Origin of the sequence: Flavobacterium swingsii (assembly GCF_900111965.1) — a bacterium.
Lineage (GTDB): Bacteria > Bacteroidota > Bacteroidia > Flavobacteriales > Flavobacteriaceae > Flavobacterium > Flavobacterium swingsii.
Genome location: NZ_FOJT01000005.1, coordinates 183,466 through 204,955 on the forward strand (window position 1 = coordinate 183,466; position 21,490 = coordinate 204,955).

The window sequence follows — 21,490 nt, forward strand, 5'->3', positions numbered from 1 at the left end:
CAAAAACTATACAATAAAAAAAAACCACGCTATTAGCGTGGTTTTATATATTTTAATCTAGATTAGATTAGAATTGGAAACCGATTCTAACACCACCAAATACATTTGTGTCAAGGTTTGAACCTTTTTCACCTGGAGTACTAACAGTAGTAACTACAGCACCTGTTTTATTAGTGTTACTAGCATCTTTAAGTTTGTTTGTCATAAAGTTTAAACCAGCTTCAACTCCTAAAAATACTTTTTTAGTGATATAGTAATCAGCACCTGTGAAAACATTTACACCAAAACCACCATTTTTTTGTTCAAATTTATCATAATCTCCGTTTTCTTGTACGTCATCAAAAGTTTCTTTACCAAAAGCAATTACTAAATCAGCACCAGCATAAGTAGAAAGTCTTTCAGAACCAGCAAAATGCTTTTCAGCTCCTAATTTTAAAGATAAATTAGAATTTTTTTCAGTTTCAGTTGACATACCTGGAGTTACACCAATAACATCTTCATTTTTGTCATTGTGAATTCCTAAACCTAAACGTAAACCTAAATCATCTTTAAGGAAGTATCTGAATTTTACTCCACCATCGTTTAAGTTAAAATTAGCAGCGTTTAAACCACCAGTTAAAGATACCTCAGTAGTTACAGTTCCTTTAGTTGGTTTGTACTCACTAGTAGTTGTACCTTCTTGTGCATTAGCAAAACCAAATGCAAATACTGCAACAGCAGTTAATAATACTTTTTTCATTTTATTTAAATTTTTAAATTCGGGTGCAAATGTAGTAGTATTTTATTTGAAAAAACAAGTAAATTTACAAAATTTAGGATATTTATTCGTACATTGCTAATAGTCAGTAGATTATATTAGTGTCAATTTGTTGTTAGATATAAAAAAATCCCGTCTCGTAGTAAAACGAAACGGGATTTCCAGTATTCTTTTATTTTAATCTAGAATTTAGATTAGAATTTTAAAGCAAGACCTGCCATAACTTTGATTCCACCAATAGTAGCTTTTCCTTTGTCAGTATAAGAAACAAGAACATCATCATCGTTATAATCAGTATAAGTGTATTTAGATGTTAAGCTACTTCCTTCGTAACCTACATTTAAGATAACACCTACAACGTCAGAGAAATAATAGTTACCACCAACATTAACACCATAGTTTAAACCTGCATATTTAGTTTTGTCATCAGAAATTGTAACACCTAAAACAGCAGTTTTGTCTTTAGCAGTTGTATAACCAATAGATGGTCCAGCAAAAACGTTGAAATTATCTTTGTTTACGAAGTAATATCTTCCTGATAAATTTACTTTGAAAGTAGATACAGTTGTGTTATAGTTTGATCCAAAATCATAATCCTCATCATAAATATTAATTGATTTTGGAGTTAATACTGATGTACCAAGTTCTAAACCAATACCAGCACTAAAACTTTCTGCAATACCATACTGAAAATTAGCTCCAAATTGAGCTCCAGTAGCAGTACTTTTGTACTTCAGTGAACCAGCTGCATCATCTTGTTGAGTTGCTGTACCTGATAAAAATCCTCCTAATACATTAACATGCATAGTTCCTTGTTTGTTCGATTGTGCATTAGCAACGGTAAAACCAAACACAGCAATAGCTGTAAGTAATACTTTTTTCATTGTTTTTTTTGTTTTAAAATTAATTAGTTAAAAATACTCATTTTTAAATATGAGAAATATAGGGCTTTAAAAATAGTTATTAACAATTTGCAAGATGTTTATTGTTAATTAGTTAATCGTGAAAACACCCATAAATTATCATAAAACAGGGAGGCTTTAATGATTATTACTCGTGGTTTTTTTGTAAAAAAACCACTTGATATCAGAAACTAAAGACTTTTTACCAATAGGTTGCTGATTTGTCTTTTACTTTTAAAACCATAATTTAAACTGACTTTAATTTTAATATAAAGCCGAAATAATTACTTTTACAAAACAACAAAAACCAAACAATGAAAATTATTATCATAAACGGACCAAATCTTAATCTTTTAGGAAAACGAGAGCCAGAAATATACGGGAATCAAGATTTTGAAGCGTATTTTGAAAAATTAAAAGCTACATTCTCTTCTGTCCAATTAAGCTATTATCAAAGTAATATAGAAGGAGAAATTATTAATAAATTACAAGAAGTTGGTTTCAGTTATGACGGAATAATTCTAAACGCGGGTGCTTATACGCATACTTCGATAGGAATTGGCGATTGCATTAAAGCAATAACAGCACCGGTGGTTGAAGTGCATATTTCGAATACCTTTTCTCGTGAAACTTTTCGCCATCAATCTTATATTTCGCCAAACGCAAAGGGCGTAATTATTGGTTTTGGACTGAAAAGTTATGATTTGGCTTTGCAATCGTTTTTGTAGTTATTACACAGAGATTCACAGAGAGAATGGAGTTCTAAAGGTTTTGCTTAACTAAATTTTTTTTGCCACAGATTAAAAAGATTCTCACAGATTTTTCTTGTAGCAAATAAAAAAATCTGTGAGAATCTTTTTAATCTGTGGCTTAAAAGAGGCTTAAAAGATTTAGAATTTAACCTCGGTGAAACTCTATTTTCTCTGTGAATCTCTGTGTAATAAATAAAACTTTGTTAATTAATTTCTTACTTTCCTAAGATGCTTTAAGTTTGCATCAGCTAATAAAAAAGCATTATGAAAAAAAATATTTTGTTCGTCGTTTTGTTATTTTCATTTATTTCTAACGCCCAAATAAAAGGATTGGTAACTGATGACAAAAACGGATCACTTCCGTCAGTCACTATTTTTATCGAAAATTCTTATAACAATACTTCGACAAACGAAAAAGGTTTTTATGAATTGAATATAAAAAAAACAGGAAAATATGTAGTTGTTTTTCAATATTTAGGTTTCAAAACCAAAAAAATTCCCATCACCATTGATGCTTTTCCTTATGAATTGAATGTCAAAATGGTTGAAGAAAATTTTGCTTTAAAGGAAGTTGTTATAAACAATCAGGATAATCCAGCCAATCAAATTATACGCAATGCCATCGCTGCAAAAAAAATAAACGCTGAAAAAACTGCAAAATACAATGCCGATTTTTACTCTCGCGGACTCATGAGAATAAAAGATGCTCCCAAGAAAATTTTAGGACAAGAGATTGGTGATTTTGATGGAGCTTTAGATTCTACCCGAACTGGAATTTTATATTTATCGGAAACAGTTTCGAGATTAAATTTTCAGAAACCAGACAAGATGAAAGAAACTATAATCGCATCAAAAGTTAGCGGAAAAGACAATGGTTTTAGTTTCAACAATGCGGCTGGTGTCGATTTCGATTTTTATGAAAATTATTTGCCTTTCGAAGTTAATGTAATTTCGCCACTTAGCGATAATGCTTTCAATTATTATAAATTTAAAATAGAAGGCAGTTTTTATAACGAAGACAAGCAACAAGTAAACAAAATAAAAGTAATTGCACGCCGTGACACCGAACCCGTTGTAGAAGGTTATATATATATTGTAGAAGATTCGTGGGCAATTTATGCGGTTGACGTTGATGTGAAAGGTTACCGAATGCAAACTCCTGCGCTTGATAATCTAATTCTAAAACAAAGTTTTAGTTATAATAAAACGGATAATATTTGGACAAAAAACACACAAAGCATCGATTTTATGGCTGGAATGTTAGGAATTAATGTATCTGGTCGTTTCACTTATGTATACAGTAATTTTGAATTCGAACCAAAATTTGACAAAAAAACATTTACTCGCGAAGTACTTACTTTCGAAAAAGATTCGAACAAAAAAGAAGACAGTTTCTGGAATACCATTCGACCAATTCCTTTAACAGTAGAAGAAAGTACTGATTATGTTAAGAAAGACAGTATTCAAACCTTAAGAAAATCGAAAACATATCTGGATTCGATAGATAAGAAAGAAAATAAGTTTAAATTACAACAAATTTTATCGGGTTATATTTATAAAAACTCGTACAGAAATACAACTATAAATTATAGCGGACCACTAACTTCATTGAGATTTAACACCGTTCAGGGTTATACTTTATCGGCAGGATTGTCTTATACGAAACGAAAGACAGAAGATAGAACTTACATGAATTTCGAGACAAAATTTAATTATGGTTTTGCCGAAACTAAATTAAGAGCGATAGCCAATTTTTCTAAAAAATTCAACAATCATAACAATGCTTTGTTAGCTGTTTCTGCAGGAAGCGAAGCAACTCAGTTTAACGATAAAAAACCAATTTCAGATATTGTAAACACTGTTAGTACTTTGTTTTTTAAGGATAATTACATGAAATTATTTGATAAAAATTTTGTTAAGTTAAGTTATAGTCAAGAAGTTGTAAACGGTTTTTCGGTTTATACCAATTTCGATTATTCCGAAAGAAAACCATTGTTTAACAATACAGATTATACAGCAGTCAAAAATGACGATTTGTACACTTCAAATAATCCGTTATTGCCTTCTGATAATTTGACTCCAGCTATTGCAAAACACAATTTGATAAAAGGAAAAATAACTGGAAAAATAAACTTTGGTCAAGAATATTGGACACGTCCTGATGGAAAATTTAATATTCCAAATGATAAATATCCAGCATTGTATGTTACTTACGAAAAAGGATTCGGCGGAAGCCAAAAAGTATATAATTTCGATTATTTAGGAGCAAAAATCACGCAAGATTTTGCATTAGGAAACAAAGGACATTTGGGTTTAAATGTGACTGCTGGAAAATTCTTCGGTGCAGATAATATTTCCTTTGTAGATTACAAACATTTTGCAGGAAACCAGACTAGAATTGGGCAATCGGACAACTATTTGAATGTTTTTAACTTGATGCCTTATTATACAAATAGTACCAATAATGCTTTTTTTGAAACTCATTCAGAATATGATGACAAAGGATTTATCATTAATAAAATACCGTTATTAAATAAGTTGAAATCGAATTTGATTTTGGGTTATCATAATCTTTCAGTTCCTAACAGAACACCTTATCATGAGTTTTCTGCAGGATTAGATAATTTAGGTTTCGGTAAATTTAAAATTTTCAGATTAGATTATGTTCGTTCCTATCAGAATGGTTTTCAAACCGATGGTGTTATTTTTGGATTGAAATTTTTGAATGTTTTGGATTAAATACCAATAACTAGTGTTTAAAAAACACATCGTATCCAAAACGAATCAAAGTTCCAATTACTACGATTAAAAAGAAAATTCGGATAAAACCATTTCCTTTTTTTAAAGCTGTTTTTGCACCCAACCAACCACCAAAAGCATTGCAAAAAGCCATAGGAATTGCAATGAGCCAAATGATTTTTCCTTTCAGAATAAATAAAGTAATCGAGCCAATATTAGAAGCAACATTCACCATTTTTGCATTGGCAGAAGCGTGCAAAAAATCGAAACCAAGAATGGTAATAAATGCTACGACAAGAAAACTTCCCGTTCCGGGACCAATAAATCCGTCATAAAAACCAATAAAAGAACTGATAATAATACCCAAAAATATCATCTTAGTTTCTGTCAATTCTTTGATTTGATGTTGCCCAAAATCTTTTTTTATAAAAGTATAAATGGCTAATAAAATTAGAATTCCAAACAACAAAGGTTTCATAAAATCATTACTTACCATCGTTAATAACTCGGATCCTAAAAAGGCAAATCCGCAAGAAAATAGAGCCATGATGACTAATAATTTCCAATTCATGGTTACATTTTTCAAGTAGTGAAAAGCAGCAACGCTCGTGCCACTAATTCCAGGGATTTTTAGCGAACCTGTTATTGACGCAATAGGGAAATTAGGTAATAATATTAATGCAATTGGTGTTTGAATTAATCCGCCGCCACCAACTACTGCATCTACAAATCCAGCAAAAAATGATGCAACACAAAGTAAAATTATAATGTAGGTTTCCATATTTAAAAAGTAAATCCCAAAGCAAACGCAATGGGATTTGTTAGTGTTATATACGCCATGGTGGGCTTTTTCTATTTTCCCCAGCGTTATAAATTATAATGATATTATTGTCTAAATCTTTCAATCTTGCTTCTCGCCATAACCATGGTTTATCTTCTGGAAGTTCATCTATGATAAAATCATTTTCTAGAAGTTCATTTATTTTAATATCAACATTGTCAACTTCAAAATAAATCCAAGTTCCGTTATTAGCTTCTTCATTTCTATGTAAGGAAAAAGTAGCATCACCACCATCGATACATTCAAATCTTGCATAGTCTGGCAAAGATTTTACAATGAGATTTAAACCCAATTTCTGGTAAAATTCAATAGATTTTTCTACATTTTTAACTGAAATTGTAACTTGATTTAAATTCATTTATTCTCTTACAATTTTTGCACCAATAGCTCTTAAACGTTCGTCAATTCTTTCGTATCCACGATCTATTTGTTCAATATTCTGGATTATACTTGTTCCTTTTGCAGTAAGCGCAGCAATTAGTAAAGATATTCCTGCTCTAATATCTGGCGAAGACATTGTGGTTGCTTTGAGTTGTGATTCAAAATTATGCCCCATAATTACGGCTCTGTGCGGATCGCAAAGCATAATTTTTGCACCCATATCTATTAGTTTGTCTACAAAAAACAAACGACTTTCGAACATTTTTTGGTGTATCAGAACATCTCCTTTTGCCTGTGTTGCAACTACAAGAATAATGCTCAATAAATCGGGAGTTAATCCTGGCCAAGGCGCATCGGCAATGGTAAGAATAGAACCGTCGATATCGGTTTTTATTTCATAATTTTCGTGAGTAGGAATATAAATATCATCGCCTCTTTTTTCTAAAGTAATTCCTAATTTTCTAAAAGTATTTGGGATAATTCCCAAGTTGTCCCAAGACACATTTTTAATCGTAATTTCGCTTCTTGTCATAGCTGCAAGACCAATCCAAGAACCAATTTCGATCATATCTGGTAAAATTCTGTGCTCACAACCACCAAGAGAATCTACTCCTTCAATAGTTAATAAGTTCGAACCAACACCAGAAATTTTTGCGCCCATTGAGTTTAACATCTTACACAATTGTTGTAAGTATGGTTCGCAAGCAGCATTGTATATTGTGGTTATTCCTTCGGCAAGAACTGCTGCCATTACAATATTTGCAGTTCCTGTTACCGATGCTTCGTCGAGTAACATATAAGCACCTTTTAGTTTACCTTCACATTCTACACCATAAAAATGGTCTTCTCTTTCGTATCTAAATTTTGCGCCAAGATTTATAAAACCTTCAAAGTGTGTGTCTAGTCTTCTTCTTCCTATTTTGTCTCCACCTGGTTTAGGAATATAGCCACAACCAAATCTTGCTAAAAGCGGACCAACAATCATGATAGAACCACGAAGTGAACCACCTTCTTTTTTGAAAGCTTCGGTTTTTAAATAATCAATATTTACTTCGTCAGCCTGAAAAGTATAATCTCCAGGGCCATTTTTTTGAATTTTTACACCTAAGTTTCCAAGTAAAACAATGAGTTTGTTTACATCAATAATATCTGGAACATTAGTTATTCTAACTTTTTCAGAAGTTAATAATGCTGGACATAAAACTTGTAATGCTTCGTTTTTTGCTCCTTGTGGTGTGATTTCTCCTTTTAGTCGGATACCGCCTTCTATTTTGAATGTGCCCATTTTTTATAAGGTTCTAAGTTTCATAGGAACTGAGGTTCTAAGGTTTAAAAAAAAGCACCTGTTTTTACTTTGTGCCTTTGCATCTTAGTGCCTTAGTACCTTTTTATTTTGGATTGTTATTTTTTTTTACAAAAGGTTTTGGTTTGCCATTTTTTACAATTTTTGGTTTACCATTAGTGCTATTTGTCTGAATTTTGTTCGACATGCGTTTGTTAGTTCGCATCAAATCGTTCGAGTTTAATAACTCTTCTGTGCTTTGAGTCAAGTTTATTTTTCCGTCAGACAGTTCTAATAAATGTTCGAAAATCACTTCGTCAGTTACCGTGTCTTTGTTCCAACTCAAATAAGATTTCTTCATGTGCGTAGCAATCACTTTGCACAAAGCGTTTTTTAGTTCGCCTTCTTCCCATTTGTTTGCCACATCAATCATGTACTTAATATTGTTTCCGTAGAAACGATATTTAGGAAAATTTTGAGGATACTTTAACGGGTCAGGACGCATTTTTAAAACCTCACGCGACGGAATAGGATACGGAGAATCGACATCTAATTTAAAATCAGACATGATAAATATTTGATCCCATAACTTGTGCTGAAAATCTAAAACATCACGTAAATGCGGATTCAAATTCCCCATTACCGATATGATATATTTAGCCGCTTTGTTGCGTTCTGTTCTGTCTTCGATAGCCGTTGCTTGGTCTATTAAAACATGTAAATACCTACCATATTCAGGAATAATAAGCGGTTTTCTTTCCGAATTATATTCTAAATACTGCACCACATCACCAGCAATTTCTTTTGTATATTTTGTATTCATATTTATAGGGAAACGATACCTTTTATAGTACCTACTTCTTGGTATTTGTCAATTATTTCTTGAGCATCTTTCATAGTCACATCAACAGATATGCTGGTAAATTTTCCCGTTTTAGACTTTGTAGTTTTTATCACTGCGCCCAAACAATTAAAAGCGTTTTCAACACGTGCCACATTATCATCAACCGTAGGAACAATAAATTTAAACAAATATTCCGCAGGCCAAGTATTACTATTATCTAATTCTACCTTCAATCGTTCGTAGAATTCCTCAACTTTCTTATCCATTCTTCAACTTAAAATAATAGCAAATATACAATTTTAGATTTAGGAATTACGATTTAAAAAGTAGGTTTTTTTGAAGCGAATCGTTCGGGTATTTTTGCCATCGCAATTCCTGCTGCTGGAAGTCGCTTTCTCCGAAAAGGAGAAGAGCTCCAACAATTCCAGCATCAGGGCTAGTTGGGATTTTGGATTACTTATTTGGAAACGCTAGACCTGTCAGGTTTCAAAAACCTGACAGGTCTAAAAATTTACAAAAAAAACGATTAAAACTAAATTCTTAACGACCCGCGAAACCCTCTGGCAGCATAATAAGAATCAGCACCATTATGATACACAAAAACATTTTCGTAGCGAAAATCCGCAAAGATAGCGCCACCAAGTTTCCTGATTTCAGGAGGTGTTTCTATCCAGCTCGATGTTTTCGTATCGAAATTTCCAAATTGTTGCAACGCTCGATATTGTTCTTCGGTCAGAAGTTCAATTTCCATAGCAGTAGCTACATCAATAACATTATTTTCGGGCTTATGTTCTTTCCTTGATTCTAGTGCTTGGCGGTCGTAACAAAAACTTCTGCGACCTTTAGGACTTTCGGTCGAACAATCATAAAAAATATATTCATCAGTTTTTTTATCAAAACTCACAACATCTGGTTCGCCACCAGTTCTTTCCATTTCGTTAAGTGACCACATTTTCTGTTTATTAGCTTCCAGTTTTGCTTGCACTTTATTCCATTCAACGTCATTATGGCGATTTTGGTTTTTTTCAAAACGGTCTTTTAATACTTCAATTAGTGTCAAATGTTGTTCTGCTGATAGCTCTTTTTTCATGATGCGTTATTATAATTAGCGTCCAAATATCTTAAGCTTAACTTGTTTTATTACTAATTCAAATATACAAAAAGCAATTTTAATTTTGTTTCCCTTGTTATGATTCCTTATATTTTGTGATTAATTATTTTCAATAAAAAACTTTTCAAATCCCAATAACTTTAAGTACTTTTGCCCCTTATTTCTAAAAAAGTGCAAAAAGAAATCGTTGTAATCATAGGCGGACCAGGAACTGGCAAAACCACAATCATAGATGGTTTGCTGGCAAAGGGTTATTGCTGTTATCCCGAAATTTCGCGTGAAGTTATTCTTGAAGCAAAAAAAGAAGGAATCGAGCAATTGTTTCTAGAAAATCCTTTGCTTTTTAGCGAATTATTACTTGAAGGAAGAAAAAAACAATTTGTAAACGCACAAAACGAACCTCACGATGTTGTCTTTCTTGACCGAGGAATTCCAGATGTTTTGGCTTATATGCATTATATAGGCGATAGTTATCCTGCTTTTTTTGACACTGCTTGTCGCAACAATACTTATACTAAAATATTTATTTTACCGCCTTGGGAAGATATTTATATTGCTGATAATGAACGTTATGAGAATTACGAACAAGCAAAACTTATTTACAATCACCTTGTAGAAACCTACGAAAAATACGGTTATAATCTTATTGAAGTTCCAAAAGATAGTGTAGATAATAGAATTCTTTTTATCTTAGAGCAAATTTAGATTTTAATAAATCTAAATTCCAAACTCTAACCCGAGCCTGAAAGAGCGAACTGGCGAAGCAAATCTAAACTTTAAATGCAAAGAGCATTACAAATTCTTCAAAAATATTGGCATCATGATACTTTTCGACCAATTCAGGATACAATAATCCAATCGGTTCTTGAAGGAAATGATACTTTCGGACTTCTGCCAACTGGCGGAGGAAAATCGTTGTGTTTTCAAGTTCCAGCAATGGTTAACGATGGTTTGTGTTTGGTAATTTCGCCTTTGGTTGCCTTAATGAAAGACCAAGTAAACAATTTACAATCTCGTGACATAAAAGCCATTGCGTTAACAGGTGCTATAAAGGCTGATGAGTTAATAAATTTACTAGACAATTGTCAGTTTGGTAATTACAAATTTCTGTATTTATCTCCTGAAAGATTAGAACAAGATTGGGTTCTTGACAGAATAAAGGCTTTGCCAATTTCACTTATTGCTATCGACGAAGCGCATTGTGTATCGCAATGGGGACATGATTTTAGACCTTCTTATTTAAAGATTAAAAATCTAAAATCTAATTTTCCTAAAATTCCGTTTGTGGCACTTACGGCATCGGCAACACCACAAGTTAAGGACGATATTATTGCATTATTAGGATTAGAAAATCCAAAAGTTTTCCAACAATCGTTTGCCCGAAATAATTTGGGCTATTTTATTATTCCTGCCGAAGACAAAATATACAAACTGAATCAGATTTTACAAAAAAATCCAGAATCGGCTATTATATATGTACGAAACAGGAAAAATTGCCACGAATATGCTTCTCATTTAGAAGTTTTAGGTCATAAAACCACTTTTTACCACGCAGGTTTATCTGTAAAAGAGAAAGAAAATAATATGAATTCTTGGATGCGTGACGAGAAAACGGTCATGATTGCCACGAGTGCTTTCGGAATGGGAATAGACAAACCCAATGTAAAAACGGTTATACACATTAATTTACCTGAAAATCTAGAAAGTTACTACCAAGAAGCTGGAAGAGCTGGACGAAACGGAGAAAAAGCTTTTGCTATTTTAATAAGTTCTCCTTCGGATATTATTATGGCCGAAAGCCAGTTTATAGCTGTTTTGCCTGATACTATTTTCCTAAAAGATGTTTTTATAAAACTATGTAATTATTTTCGAATCGCTTACGGAGAGGGAATTAACGAAGAATTTTCATTCAATTTGAATCAATTTTGTAGTTATTATAAGTTACCAATTCTAAAAACGTATAACGCACTTCAGTTTCTGAACAGGCAAAGTATTATTTCGCTTTCGCAAGAATTTTCAGAGAAAGCACAAGTTCAGTTTTTAATAGAATCTAAAGAGGTAATCAGATATTCTAGTTTAAATCCTGACGATGAACCTATTGTTTCGACAATTTTAAGAACTTATCCGGGAATTTATGATTTGCAAACGAATATCAATACCGATTTTATTGCAAAAAAATCGAATTCAACCGAGGCGAAAGTATTAATTTTGCTAGAGAAGTTGCAAAAAATGGAAATTATCGATTATTTTTCACAAAAGAACGAATCGAAAATAACATTTCTCGAAGTTCGTGAAGATGACAGAACCATCAATAGAATTTCGAAGCATTTAGAAAAACAAAATTTAGTCAAGAAAAATCAATTGCAATCGGTTGTAAACTATGTTTCTAACAAAGATACTTGCAAGAGCAAAATGCTTTTACAATATTTTGGAGAAACGATTGCTAATGATTGTGGCGTTTGTTCCTATTGTTCAAATAAAAATACAAAGTCATATAATTCTGAAGAAATTAGAAATAAGATCGTTCAATTATTGACTGAAAATCCAATGAATTCGAGAGCATTAATCGAAACATTACATATAGAAGAATCTGAAATATTAAAAGTGTTGAAGCAATTGTTGGAACACGACATGATTGGCATCAATACAAAAAATCAATATATAATAAAATGAAACGCCCACGACAATTATTATGGAAACGAAAGAATTATGGTAGGCGTTCCATCTTCCAATAAAAAAAAACAGAAAAATACAGATGAAAGCATTACGAATCGTTTTTATGGGAACACCAGAATTTGCAGTAGGAATTCTCGACGCCATTGTAAAACAAAATCAACACGAAATAGTAGGTGTAATCACTGCTGCCGACAAACCAGCAGGAAGAGGGCAGAAGATAAAATATTCGGCAGTTAAAGAATATGCTTTAGAAAACAAGCTGACTTTATTGCAACCAACGAATTTAAAAGACGAAGCTTTTTTAGAAGAATTAAAATCATTAAACGCAAATCTTCATATAGTTGTTGCTTTTAGAATGTTGCCAAAAGTAGTTTGGGCGATGCCAGAATTAGGAACATTTAATTTACATGCTTCACTTTTGCCAAATTACCGTGGTGCAGCGCCTATAAATTGGGCTATTATAAATGGTGAAACAAAAACAGGAGTTACCACTTTTTTTATAGATGATAAGATAGATACTGGCGCTATGATTTTGAGTAAGGAATTAGAAATTTCCGAATCTGAAAACGTTGGCGAATTGCATGATAAATTGATGGTTTTGGGTTGCGATGCAGTTCTAGAAACTTTAGATAAAATTGCTGAAGGAAATGTAAAAACTACAATTCAGGAGGATACTTCAGATATAAAAACTGCCTATAAACTAGATCGTGATAATTGCAAAATAGATTTCACGAAAAACGTAACAGAAGTTTATAATCTAATTCGTGGTTTGAGTCCGTATCCTTCGGCTTGGTGTAATTTTAAAGACGGAGAACACGAATTTAGCATCAAAATATACGATACAAAACAAGAAGTCCTGTTGCACGATTATGCAATAGGAAGTGTGATTACGACCAAAAAAGAAATGAAAATCGCAGTTCTTGGCGGTTTTATACATGTTTTATCGCTTCAATTCCCCGGAAAAAAGAAAATGTTGGCTCATGAATTACTAAATGGAGTTACGTTTTCGGAGTTAGCAATGGTATTTTAGGTTTGTAAAGAGCTATTTGTCAACAAAAAAGCAAAGTTATTAACAAAATAAACAAAAAAACAGCTTAACTGTTGTGAGAATAGGAAATCCTATTAAATTTGTATGTATAAGTTATAAATTATTAACCAATCAATTAATACAATTATTATGAACAAATCAGATTTAATCGATGCAATGTCAGCTTCTGCTGGAATTACAAAAGCTGCTGCTAAATTAGCTTTAGAATCATTCTTAGGTAATGTTGAAGGAACTTTGCAAAAAGGTGGAAGAGTTTCTCTAGTTGGATTTGGATCTTGGTCAGTATCTAACAGAGCTGCAAGAGACGGAAGAAACCCACAAACAGGGAAAACTATTAAAATTGCTGCTAAAAACGTAGTGAAATTTAAAGCAGGTGCTGAATTAGAAGGATCAGTAAATAAATAATATTTTATTACCGAATATTAAAGCCACGCATTGCGTGGCTTTTTTTATGTTTTTTAACGATTATATTTGGTTTATAAACATATTTTTTGTTAAATTTAAATAAAAATCTAACATTATGATAGCTGTAAAACCAAAAAAAGGAAATTTGTTAGTAGCAGAGCCTGCTATAACAGGGGATTTATCTTTCAATAGATCTGTAGTTTTATTGGCAGATCATAATGAAGAGGGTTCGGTCGGATTTATTTTAAACAAACCTCTAGGTTACACCATCAGAGATTTAATTCCTGAAATATCGGCGACATTCAAAGTGTATAACGGAGGACCTATCGAGCAAGACAACTTATATTTTATACACAACATACCACAATTAATACCAAATAGCATCGAAATTGCCGAAGGCATTTATTGGGGAGGTTGTTTCGATTCGACTCGGGATTTAATAAACCAAGGAAAAATTACCAGAAATAATATTCGTTTTTTTCTGGGGTATTCTGGTTGGGATGCAGAACAATTACAAGAGGAATTAGAATCTAATTCTTGGATTATTTCTGAAAACGAACTTCATAACAAGATTATAGGGAAATCATCGACCGATTTTTGGCGTGAAAAAATAATGGAACAAGGTGGTGACTACTTAATATGGTCTAATGCACCCGAAAACCCTATGTTTAATTAATCCAATCTAATTTTTGTATTTAATTTTATAAGAAGTTGGTTGACAATATTCGATTGAAATTCTTTTTTTCGATATTTTGTTATTGGCTGAATTCCTGTAATAACATTGGTTATAAACAATTCATCTGCTTTTTGCAAATCGAAAGGGGAAATTACAGCTTCTATTACTTCAATATTTTCGAGTGTTTTTGCTAAAGCCAAAATTTGTTTTCGCATGATTCCGTTCAAGCAACCTTCAGATATGGGTGGCGTAGATAAAACACCATCTTTTAGCATAAAAATATTTCCGTTTAATGCTTCAATCACATTTTTAGCTTCATTAATTAAAATACAATTGTCTAAGCCATTTTCGTTTGCATAAATACTTCCTGTAATGTTTATTAATTTATTGGTCGTTTTTAGTGTAGAAATGAGCTGTTTCGAGATATAAAAATCTTTGTATAAATCGACTTCATAATTAGATTTTTGAATTGTATATAACGGTTTTTCAATTTTTGAAACCGCAATCTCATAAGCTACATTATTATTTTCGGGTAAATAATAACCGCCATCTTTTCTGTAAACAGTAATTCTAGCTCTTGCTGATGCTTCGATATTTTCTGTTTTCGCTTTCGATAGTAATTCGTTTTCAAAGAATTCCATAGTAAAATTCATAGGAATTTCCATTCTTAGAATTCGCATCGAAGACATTAACCGGAAATAATGGTCTTCTAAAAATAGAATTTTGTTGTCTAAAATTTTGACAGTTTCAAAAACTGCATCACCATATAAAAAAGCACGATTATTTTGCATAAAAAAAGCCCTGAAAAATTCAGGGCAAATATAAGTTTAATATTTTTTAGAAACTATACAGATCCTATAACATGTTTTAAATCTGAAACCTGATTTTCCCATAATAGTTTCGATTCTTCAACATCATCTGCCTCAGCATAATCGACTACCATAAGAGAAACATCTTTAGTGATTTCGTCGACAAGAATTCTTAATTCAAAATAATATTCAGTGTCTTTATTATCGTCGTCCATCCATTTGAACTTGATTTTTTCGCCTGTTTTTTTAGAATATAATCTTGCTTTTTCTTCGGAATCATTCCAAATAAAAGTGTAAAATTCGCCACGAGAGTTTACATTATCTGCAAACCATTCTTGTAGCCCTGAAGGAGTTGAAATATATTGATATAATAACTGTGGAGATGAGTTTATGGGGAATTCTAATTCGTATCGTATTTTGCTTTCCATTGTTTGTAATTTTGGTGTAATATATATAATTATGGTTTGAAAAAAAAATTATTTTAATAATAATATTTTTCTTAAAAAATATTTGCACTCTTTAAATATAGTGTTATATTTGCACCCGCATTGAGAGATGTAAACCGAAACAAAATGGCGAGATAGCTCAGTCGGTTAGAGCGCAGGATTCATAACCCTGAGGTCACGGGTTCAACTCCCGTTTTCGCTACAAAAAAAAAGTTCAAAACTGTGTTTTGGACTTTTTTTATATAATTATCTGAACATTAAATTTTTTAATTTAGAACTCCTCTTAATGTTAATACCAAAAGTCGGTTTACTAGACGATAACAAGGAACAATTACTCATAAATCAGAATATTTTAGAATCTACTGGTTTAGCAACTATCGTTTCTGCTTGTACAAAAGCGGAGGTTTTCCTGAAAGATGTAGTAAATACACAGCCAGAAATTTTATTTCTTGACCTTAATCTTGGAGATTCCTATATGACGGGTATGGAAGTGGCTTTTAAACTCAAGTTACCAGTTTTGTTTGTAAGTAGCAACTCGGCAGAATATATAAAAGACATTGAAAAGTTAAAAAGAGATTATGATTTGTGTGTTGATCACATTACGAAACCTTTTACTGAAGAAGAGTTTATAAAAACAACCAAACGGTTTTTAAAAGAAGTAGCTTTTTTTAAGAAAGAAAATTTTATTTATTTAGATTTCAAGTCCTCAAAAAGAAATAAAATCGCAATAGATAGTATTGTTTATTTTTCTGCGGATAAAGCAAATGGTTCGGACTCAAATAACAAGCAAATTCACTTTACCAATAGAAAATCGGAAACCCTAATTGATTTCTCGTTTTCTAAAATGGAAGAAAAAGGACTTTTGAAATCAAATTTCATTACCATTCACAAATCATTTCGTGTAAACTCAAATCACATTAAAGCCTACCATAAAAAAACGGAATCAATTGAAGTTGAAGTTTTTACCGAACAAGGTAAATTAGAATCCAAAAACCTTCAAGTTTCAGAGAATTACCAATATTTGGTAAAACAAATAAAAAAATAAACCGCTCTTGTTACTTTTTTAAAGCCTTTTGTTACTAACAATAAGGTAATATTATCCTACATTATTTTTGCTCTAACTTTCTATTGAGATTTACTGTATCAAAATCTAAAAACAAAAATGATACAAGCTAAATCAACCAAAAACAATCGTCAAAACAATACTACTTTTGGCAAAACTTCTTTAGAAGATTACATTATCGAATTGATTAAAAATAACATTGTTGTTATCGAAAAAGACGTCGAAAAAAAAATCTATGCAGATATTAAAGAAAGACTAAAAATCGATTTTGTTCAACAAGAAAACAATTTCAAAAACAGCAACCAATTAGTTAATGATAAATTAATTGCTTTAAATAGACGTATTGGAAGTGCCGAAGGAAATCTTAAAGCAGAATTAAAGAAACTTAAAGAAGAAATTGATGCAAAGAAGAATAAAAAGACGATTGATATTGTTGTAAAAAAAGGAAACAAATCTATTGATTTAGGTACACAACATATTCAATTTGAAAATTTATTGAAATACGTGCAAGCCAAAGTCAATGTATATTTAGTAGGTTCAGCGGGTTCAGGGAAAACAACGGCGGCAAAAAATATTGCCAAAGCTTTAGATATTCCTTTTTATTTCACAGGAGCTATTGCAAGCGAATTCAAACTAACAGGATTTATTAATGCACAAGGAAATATTGTTTCTACAGAATTTAGAAAAGCGTATGAAAGTGGTGGATTGTTTTTGTTTGATGAAATAGATGCGAGTTATCCGCAAGCTATTTTAGCTTTTAATGCAGCTTTAGCTAATGATTTTATGGATTTTCCAGATAAAAAAATAGAGCGTCATAAAGATTTTTATTGCATTGCTGCGGCAAATACTTATGGTTCAGGTGCGGATAGAGAATATATTGGAAGAAACCAGTTAGATGCAGCATCTTTAGACCGTTTTGTGTTTTTTGATTGGAACATCGATGAAGATTTAGAAAGAGAATTAGCTAATAACGATGACTGGGTAAACTATGTTCAGAAAGTAAGAAAATCAGCAAAGAAATTAGGAATACGTTTTGTTATTAGCCCAAGAGCTTCATTTTATGGAGCAACTTTATTAGAAGTTGGAATAGATAGAAAAGAAGTAGAGAAAAATGTGTTGTGGAAAGGATTAGACTTGGCAACAGTACAACAAATAAAAAATAATTTGTAAAATGAACAAACATTTAATATTCGAAGACTTGCACGAATTCTGGGAGTTTTCTTTTAGAGAAAGCAAAGCAAATAATAGAGGGTCAAGGGACTCTCCTAATTACTGGAGTGGTGGTCTAGATTGGAATGAATCCAAAAGATTAGCATTAATGGGTTGGCAAAAAGGATTAGTTGAAATAGATAAATTTCAAGCTAAAGTAAATGAGTTAATTACTAGCAAAATAGTAAGGCATAAACCTATCTATGCAGTAGCAGGGAATTATATTGATATTGGAAATTATCTTTCAAATGATCCAGAATGTTTCGTTGCAAAAGAGTACGATGAGAACAATCAAAAAGGTAAAATAATTACAATAGTATGTTCAATTTCATTTTCAGCTGCCATAAGCCCAGAAACAATAATCCAAAGAGGAGCTATGGTTTGCGCATTAATTGACGCTATTGAATATGCTGGATATAGAGCAGAGGTAATTTGCAATGAAACAAGTTCAAAATTCGCTTCAAATCGTGACGGAAACAATAAAGAAAGAGGTTGGTTTGAAATAGATGTTGTCATTAAAAAGGCAAACCAACCATTAAATAGAATTGAATTAGCATTTTGTCTAGCACATCCAGCAATGTTAAGAAGAGTAATGTTTTCCGTTGCAGAAATTGAAGGATGGTCAGATTTCACATATGGCTATGGGTGTCCATCTAAAGCAACTAATAAAGGAGATATTTACATTGAAGAAGTTTTTAGCGGGGTTGTTTCTGATGATAAAGCAATACATTGGATAGTAACAGAATTACAAAAATTAGGTATTACAATAGAACAAGATTAAAAAATAAAATGCGGTAGCTGAAAAGCAAAAAGAGTAGGTGAAAAATAATAAATCAAACAAAATGAGTAATCCAAAACCAGCACAAAAACCGAATCCACAATGGCCAAGCAAAACAGGAAATCCTTCAGGAGGGAGTAGAGGAAACAATCCGCCAAAGCCAAAGAAGTAAAAAAAACGTTATAAAATAGATATGTTGTATTTCAAAAACACTCCTTAGCTAACGCTTCAAAAAAAATGAAACCTAAATTATTAAAAAATGCCACTCAAAATTTGAATGGCATTTTTTAATTTTATCTAAAAAAATATTTACTTAGCAATATTTACCGCTCTAGTTTCTCTAATAACGGTAACTTTTACCTGACCTGGATAAGTCATTTCTGTTTGAATTTTTTGTGAGATTTCAAATGATAAATTAGCGGCATTATCGTCGCTTACTTTTTCGCTTTCTACAATAACACGTAGTTCACGACCCGCTTGGATAGCATAAGCACTTTTTACACCAGTAAACCCATAAGCAACTTCTTCTAAGTCTTTTAGACGTTGTATGTATGAATCTAAAACTTGACGACGGGCGCCTGGTCTTGCGCCAGAAATAGCATCACAAACCTGAACGATTGGAGATAGTAAAGATTTCATTTCTATCTCATCGTGATGTGCTCCAATAGCGTTGCAAACTTCTTCTTTTTCTCCGTACTTCTCGGCCCATTGCATTCCTAAAAGGGCGTGTGGTAAATCGCTTTCTGTGTCTGGAACTTTCCCAATGTCATGAAGTAATCCAGCTCTTTTAGCCAGTTTTACATTCAATCCTAATTCAGCTGCCATGATTCCACAAAGTTTAGAAACTTCGCGTGAGTGTTGTAATAAATTTTGCCCGTAAGAAGAACGATATTTCATACGTCCTACTACTTTTATCAATTCTGGATGCAAACCGTGAATTCCTAAATCGATTACTGTACGTTTTCCTACTTCGATAATCTCATCATCAATTTGTTTTGTGGTTTTTGCCACAACTTCTTCGATACGAGCTGGGTGAATACGACCGTCAGTTACTAATTTATGTAATGCCAAACGGGCAATTTCTCTACGAACTGGGTCAAAACAAGAAAGGATAATGGCTTCAGGCGTGTCATCTACAATGATTTCGACACCAGTCGCTGCTTCAATAGCGCGAATGTTACGACCTTCACGACCAATAATTCTACCTTTTACATCATCAGATTCGATGTTAAAGACTGAAACGCAATTTTCTACTGCTTCTTCAGTTCCTACACGTTGTATGGTGTTGATGATTATTTTTTTGGCTTCTTGTTGCGCTGTAAGTTTGGCTTCTTCAATAGTTTCTTGAATGTGAGCCATAGCTTGCGTTTTTGCTTCGCCTTTTAAACCTTCAATTAATTGATTTTTTGCTTCTTCAGTAGATAAACCAGAAATTACTTCCAGTTGTTGCAACTGACTTTTGTGCATTTTTTCTACTTCAACTTGCTTTTTTTCAAGTATTTCGATTTTTGAATTGTATTCGTTAGTTTTTGCTTCAAAATCGTCGTTTATTTTCTTTGCTTTCGACAATTCTCCAGAAATTTGAGATTCTTTATCACGAACTCTTTTTTCTACTTCGGCAACTTTACGATCACGAGTTAAGATAACTTGCTCGTGTTCAGATTTTAGTTCGATAAATTTTTCTTTAGCTTGAAGAATTTTATCTTTTTTTATGTTTTCTCCTTCAAGATTTGCGTCTTTTAAAATAGAAGAAGCTTCTTTTTTAGCGTTTTTTACTAAGTTAGAAACGTTCTTTTTTTCTATAAATTTTGAGATTCCGAATCCACCGCCTATTCCAGCAATTGCTGAAATTATTATTGTTAAAATGTCCATATTTGTTTAAGTTTATATATAAAAAAACCTACATCAGAAGGTATTGCATAAACTCGGAATGACAAGTTTTGAGCTAACTCGTTGTTCAAGCTTCCAAACTAAATTGGCTTGCTATAGTTACGATGATTTGCTCATTTTAATTTGTTAGTGTTGAGTTTATCAAATAGGTACTAATGTAGGTAGTATTTTAGTGTATGTTAAGAACGTATTATTTATCTAGATATTCGCCTAATAATTCATTTAATTTTCCAAGTTTTAGCATAGTAGTTTCCTCTATTGTCGACTTGTCAATTTGTTTTTGTTCTACTTGAGAAGCAAATTGTAAGGCACACATGGCCAAAACGTCTTGTTTGTCCCGTACTTCATAATTTTGTTCGAACTGCTTTATCATAGCATCAATCTTTTTAGAAGCACTTCTTAGCCCTTCTTCCTGACTTATATCTACCGTTAGTGGGTAAACTCTGTCTGCAATCGATATTTTTATTTTTAGTTTTTCACTCATTATGCTTTCTAATCAGAAAGTTGCGCAATACAATAATCTATTTCTCTAATTAATGAATTTATTTTAAGCTTTGTATCTCTTTTGTATTCGTCACTACCAAGTAATGAATTTGTAATTTTTATCGAGTCAAAATTAGCTTTTATAGCTTTAATTTCTTGGTTTTGATTTGAAATAAATCGCTCAGATTCTTCCAGTTTCATTGACAAAATTCGATTTACCTCTTGCAAATCTTCCATTCTTTTTAAAAACTTTTGAAACCTAATTTCAAGAGAATCAACAATTTCTCCAATCTCACTCATTGCAATAAAAATTCATTACATAACTTCACAAAGTTACTATTCCTAATCAATTATCGCAATAACTTTTATAAAAAAAATAATATTTCTTAGTTTTAATT

23 protein-coding genes and 1 tRNA gene are annotated in these 21,490 nt (G+C 32.0%); 11 read left to right on the forward strand and 13 right to left on the reverse strand.

Annotation, left to right across the window (positions count from 1 at the left end; genetic code table 11):
• Positions 1-67: 67 nt before the first annotated feature.
• Both BM053_RS10030 and BM053_RS10035 read right to left on the reverse strand, forming a co-directional pair.
• On the reverse strand, positions 68-739 hold the full coding sequence (locus tag BM053_RS10030) for an outer membrane beta-barrel protein (protein ID WP_091477012.1): 672 nt from the start codon (positions 737-739) through the stop codon (positions 68-70).
• Positions 740-951: 212 nt separating this feature from the next.
• A complete protein-coding gene (locus BM053_RS10035) occupies positions 952-1,641 on the reverse strand; it encodes an outer membrane protein (protein ID WP_091477014.1) in 690 nt (229 codons plus the stop codon).
• A gap of 332 nt (positions 1,642-1,973) precedes the next feature.
• On the opposite strand from BM053_RS10035, the gene aroQ reads away from it, so the two are divergent.
• The gene (gene aroQ / locus BM053_RS10040; protein WP_091477015.1) at positions 1,974-2,387 is read left to right on the forward strand and encodes a type II 3-dehydroquinate dehydratase; all 414 of its coding nucleotides are present in this window, start codon (positions 1,974-1,976) and stop codon (positions 2,385-2,387) included.
• Between the two features lie 288 nt (positions 2,388-2,675).
• Positions 2,676-5,150, forward strand: coding sequence for a DUF5686 and carboxypeptidase regulatory-like domain-containing protein (locus BM053_RS10045; RefSeq protein WP_091477017.1), 2,475 nt, complete (start codon positions 2,676-2,678; stop codon positions 5,148-5,150).
• 10 nt (positions 5,151-5,160) lie between these two features.
• On the opposite strand, the gene BM053_RS10050 is transcribed toward BM053_RS10045, so the two are convergent.
• The 6 genes from BM053_RS10050 to BM053_RS10075 all read right to left on the reverse strand — a co-directional run bounded on the left by BM053_RS10050 (position 5,161) and on the right by BM053_RS10075 (position 9,588).
• A complete protein-coding gene (locus tag BM053_RS10050) occupies positions 5,161-5,931 on the reverse strand; it encodes a sulfite exporter TauE/SafE family protein (RefSeq protein ID WP_091477018.1) in 771 nt (256 codons plus the stop codon).
• A gap of 46 nt (positions 5,932-5,977) precedes the next feature.
• Positions 5,978-6,349, reverse strand: coding sequence for a VOC family protein (locus BM053_RS10055; protein WP_091477020.1), 372 nt, complete (start codon positions 6,347-6,349; stop codon positions 5,978-5,980).
• Positions 6,350-7,657, reverse strand: a complete 1,308-nt coding sequence (gene murA, locus BM053_RS10060; RefSeq protein ID WP_091477027.1) for a UDP-N-acetylglucosamine 1-carboxyvinyltransferase — start codon at positions 7,655-7,657, stop codon at positions 6,350-6,352. It lies immediately after the preceding gene.
• A 103-nt stretch (positions 7,658-7,760) separates the two neighbouring features.
• Entirely contained in the window at positions 7,761-8,477 is a 717-nt protein-coding gene (locus tag BM053_RS10065; RefSeq protein ID WP_091477028.1) for a DUF4290 domain-containing protein, read from the reverse strand.
• 2 nt (positions 8,478-8,479) lie between these two features.
• Entirely contained in the window at positions 8,480-8,764 is a 285-nt protein-coding gene (locus tag BM053_RS10070) for a DUF493 family protein (RefSeq protein WP_091477030.1), read from the reverse strand.
• Positions 8,765-9,030: 266 nt separating this feature from the next.
• Positions 9,031-9,588 carry a DUF4256 domain-containing protein gene (locus tag BM053_RS10075; RefSeq protein WP_091477032.1) on the reverse strand — a complete coding sequence of 186 codons (558 nt, stop codon included), beginning with the start codon at positions 9,586-9,588 and terminating at the stop codon, positions 9,031-9,033.
• A gap of 192 nt (positions 9,589-9,780) precedes the next feature.
• Between BM053_RS10075 and BM053_RS10080 the strand changes: the two genes are divergently transcribed.
• From BM053_RS10080 to BM053_RS10100, 5 genes are all read left to right on the forward strand, one after another.
• Positions 9,781-10,314 carry an AAA family ATPase gene (locus BM053_RS10080; RefSeq protein WP_091477035.1) on the forward strand — a complete coding sequence of 178 codons (534 nt, stop codon included), beginning with the start codon at positions 9,781-9,783 and terminating at the stop codon, positions 10,312-10,314.
• 75 nt (positions 10,315-10,389) lie between these two features.
• Complete coding sequence (locus BM053_RS10085; RefSeq protein WP_091477038.1) at positions 10,390-12,282, forward strand: RecQ family ATP-dependent DNA helicase; 1,893 nt, start codon at positions 10,390-10,392, stop codon at positions 12,280-12,282.
• A gap of 82 nt (positions 12,283-12,364) precedes the next feature.
• Positions 12,365-13,315, forward strand: a complete 951-nt coding sequence (fmt, locus tag BM053_RS10090) for a methionyl-tRNA formyltransferase (RefSeq protein ID WP_091477039.1) — start codon at positions 12,365-12,367, stop codon at positions 13,313-13,315.
• Positions 13,316-13,462: 147 nt separating this feature from the next.
• Positions 13,463-13,738 (forward strand): HU family DNA-binding protein, encoded by a 276-nt coding sequence (locus BM053_RS10095; protein ID WP_091477041.1) that lies wholly within the window; start codon positions 13,463-13,465, stop codon positions 13,736-13,738.
• Between the two features lie 115 nt (positions 13,739-13,853).
• Positions 13,854-14,414 (forward strand): YqgE/AlgH family protein, encoded by a 561-nt coding sequence (locus BM053_RS10100; protein WP_091477043.1) that lies wholly within the window; start codon positions 13,854-13,856, stop codon positions 14,412-14,414.
• Here the strand turns inward: BM053_RS10100 and BM053_RS10105 are convergent.
• Both BM053_RS10105 and BM053_RS10110 read right to left on the reverse strand, forming a co-directional pair.
• Positions 14,411-15,205, reverse strand: coding sequence for an aminotransferase class IV (locus BM053_RS10105; RefSeq protein WP_091477046.1), 795 nt, complete (start codon positions 15,203-15,205; stop codon positions 14,411-14,413). The two genes, BM053_RS10100 and BM053_RS10105, sit on opposite strands and share 4 nt — an antisense overlap.
• 53 nt (positions 15,206-15,258) lie before the next feature.
• Positions 15,259-15,651 (reverse strand): START-like domain-containing protein, encoded by a 393-nt coding sequence (locus BM053_RS10110; protein WP_091477048.1) that lies wholly within the window; start codon positions 15,649-15,651, stop codon positions 15,259-15,261.
• Positions 15,652-15,797: 146 nt separating this feature from the next.
• Here BM053_RS10110 and BM053_RS10115 point away from each other — a divergent pair.
• From BM053_RS10115 to BM053_RS10130, 4 genes are all read left to right on the forward strand, one after another.
• Positions 15,798-15,871: transfer RNA gene (locus BM053_RS10115), tRNA-Met, on the forward strand.
• Between the two features lie 84 nt (positions 15,872-15,955).
• On the forward strand, positions 15,956-16,714 hold the full coding sequence (locus tag BM053_RS10120) for a LytR/AlgR family response regulator transcription factor (RefSeq protein ID WP_091477050.1): 759 nt from the start codon (positions 15,956-15,958) through the stop codon (positions 16,712-16,714).
• Between the two features lie 117 nt (positions 16,715-16,831).
• Positions 16,832-17,902 carry an AAA family ATPase gene (locus BM053_RS10125; RefSeq protein ID WP_167357339.1) on the forward strand — a complete coding sequence of 357 codons (1,071 nt, stop codon included), beginning with the start codon at positions 16,832-16,834 and terminating at the stop codon, positions 17,900-17,902.
• Between the two features lies 1 nt (position 17,903).
• Positions 17,904-18,722, forward strand: a complete 819-nt coding sequence (locus BM053_RS10130) for a DUF7192 family protein (protein WP_091477052.1) — start codon at positions 17,904-17,906, stop codon at positions 18,720-18,722.
• A gap of 306 nt (positions 18,723-19,028) precedes the next feature.
• On the opposite strand, the gene rny is transcribed toward BM053_RS10130, so the two are convergent.
• From rny to BM053_RS10145, 3 genes are all read right to left on the reverse strand, one after another.
• Positions 19,029-20,591, reverse strand: a complete 1,563-nt coding sequence (rny, locus tag BM053_RS10135) for a ribonuclease Y (protein ID WP_091477054.1) — start codon at positions 20,589-20,591, stop codon at positions 19,029-19,031.
• Between the two features lie 208 nt (positions 20,592-20,799).
• Positions 20,800-21,093 (reverse strand): cell division protein ZapA, encoded by a 294-nt coding sequence (locus BM053_RS10140; protein WP_091477056.1) that lies wholly within the window; start codon positions 21,091-21,093, stop codon positions 20,800-20,802.
• An 8-nt stretch (positions 21,094-21,101) separates the two neighbouring features.
• Positions 21,102-21,392 carry a hypothetical protein gene (locus tag BM053_RS10145; RefSeq protein ID WP_091477058.1) on the reverse strand — a complete coding sequence of 97 codons (291 nt, stop codon included), beginning with the start codon at positions 21,390-21,392 and terminating at the stop codon, positions 21,102-21,104.
• Between the last annotated feature and the right edge of the window lie 98 nt (positions 21,393-21,490).

Coding starts and splice junctions, on each gene's coding strand:
- BM053_RS10030 (WP_091477012.1), bottom strand. CDS start 739: ATGAAAAAAGTATTATTAACTGCTGTTGCAGTATTTGCATTTGGTTTT.
- BM053_RS10035 (WP_091477014.1), bottom strand. CDS start 1,641: ATGAAAAAAGTATTACTTACAGCTATTGCTGTGTTTGGTTTTACCGTT.
- aroQ (WP_091477015.1), top strand. CDS start 1,974: ATGAAAATTATTATCATAAACGGACCAAATCTTAATCTTTTAGGAAAA.
- BM053_RS10045 (WP_091477017.1), top strand. CDS start 2,676: ATGAAAAAAAATATTTTGTTCGTCGTTTTGTTATTTTCATTTATTTCT.
- BM053_RS10050 (WP_091477018.1), bottom strand. CDS start 5,931: ATGGAAACCTACATTATAATTTTACTTTGTGTTGCATCATTTTTTGCT.
- BM053_RS10055 (WP_091477020.1), bottom strand. CDS start 6,349: ATGAATTTAAATCAAGTTACAATTTCAGTTAAAAATGTAGAAAAATCT.
- murA (WP_091477027.1), bottom strand. CDS start 7,657: ATGGGCACATTCAAAATAGAAGGCGGTATCCGACTAAAAGGAGAAATC.
- BM053_RS10065 (WP_091477028.1), bottom strand. CDS start 8,477: ATGAATACAAAATATACAAAAGAAATTGCTGGTGATGTGGTGCAGTAT.
- BM053_RS10070 (WP_091477030.1), bottom strand. CDS start 8,764: ATGGATAAGAAAGTTGAGGAATTCTACGAACGATTGAAGGTAGAATTA.
- BM053_RS10075 (WP_091477032.1), bottom strand. CDS start 9,588: ATGAAAAAAGAGCTATCAGCAGAACAACATTTGACACTAATTGAAGTA.
- BM053_RS10085 (WP_091477038.1), top strand. CDS start 10,390: ATGCAAAGAGCATTACAAATTCTTCAAAAATATTGGCATCATGATACT.
- fmt (WP_091477039.1), top strand. CDS start 12,365: ATGAAAGCATTACGAATCGTTTTTATGGGAACACCAGAATTTGCAGTA.
- BM053_RS10095 (WP_091477041.1), top strand. CDS start 13,463: ATGAACAAATCAGATTTAATCGATGCAATGTCAGCTTCTGCTGGAATT.
- BM053_RS10100 (WP_091477043.1), top strand. CDS start 13,854: ATGATAGCTGTAAAACCAAAAAAAGGAAATTTGTTAGTAGCAGAGCCT.
- BM053_RS10105 (WP_091477046.1), bottom strand. CDS start 15,205: ATGCAAAATAATCGTGCTTTTTTATATGGTGATGCAGTTTTTGAAACT.
- BM053_RS10110 (WP_091477048.1), bottom strand. CDS start 15,651: ATGGAAAGCAAAATACGATACGAATTAGAATTCCCCATAAACTCATCT.
- BM053_RS10120 (WP_091477050.1), top strand. CDS start 15,956: ATGTTAATACCAAAAGTCGGTTTACTAGACGATAACAAGGAACAATTA.
- BM053_RS10125 (WP_167357339.1), top strand. CDS start 16,832: ATGATACAAGCTAAATCAACCAAAAACAATCGTCAAAACAATACTACT.
- BM053_RS10130 (WP_091477052.1), top strand. CDS start 17,904: ATGAACAAACATTTAATATTCGAAGACTTGCACGAATTCTGGGAGTTT.
- rny (WP_091477054.1), bottom strand. CDS start 20,591: ATGGACATTTTAACAATAATAATTTCAGCAATTGCTGGAATAGGCGGT.
- BM053_RS10140 (WP_091477056.1), bottom strand. CDS start 21,093: ATGAGTGAAAAACTAAAAATAAAAATATCGATTGCAGACAGAGTTTAC.
- BM053_RS10145 (WP_091477058.1), bottom strand. CDS start 21,392: ATGAGTGAGATTGGAGAAATTGTTGATTCTCTTGAAATTAGGTTTCAA.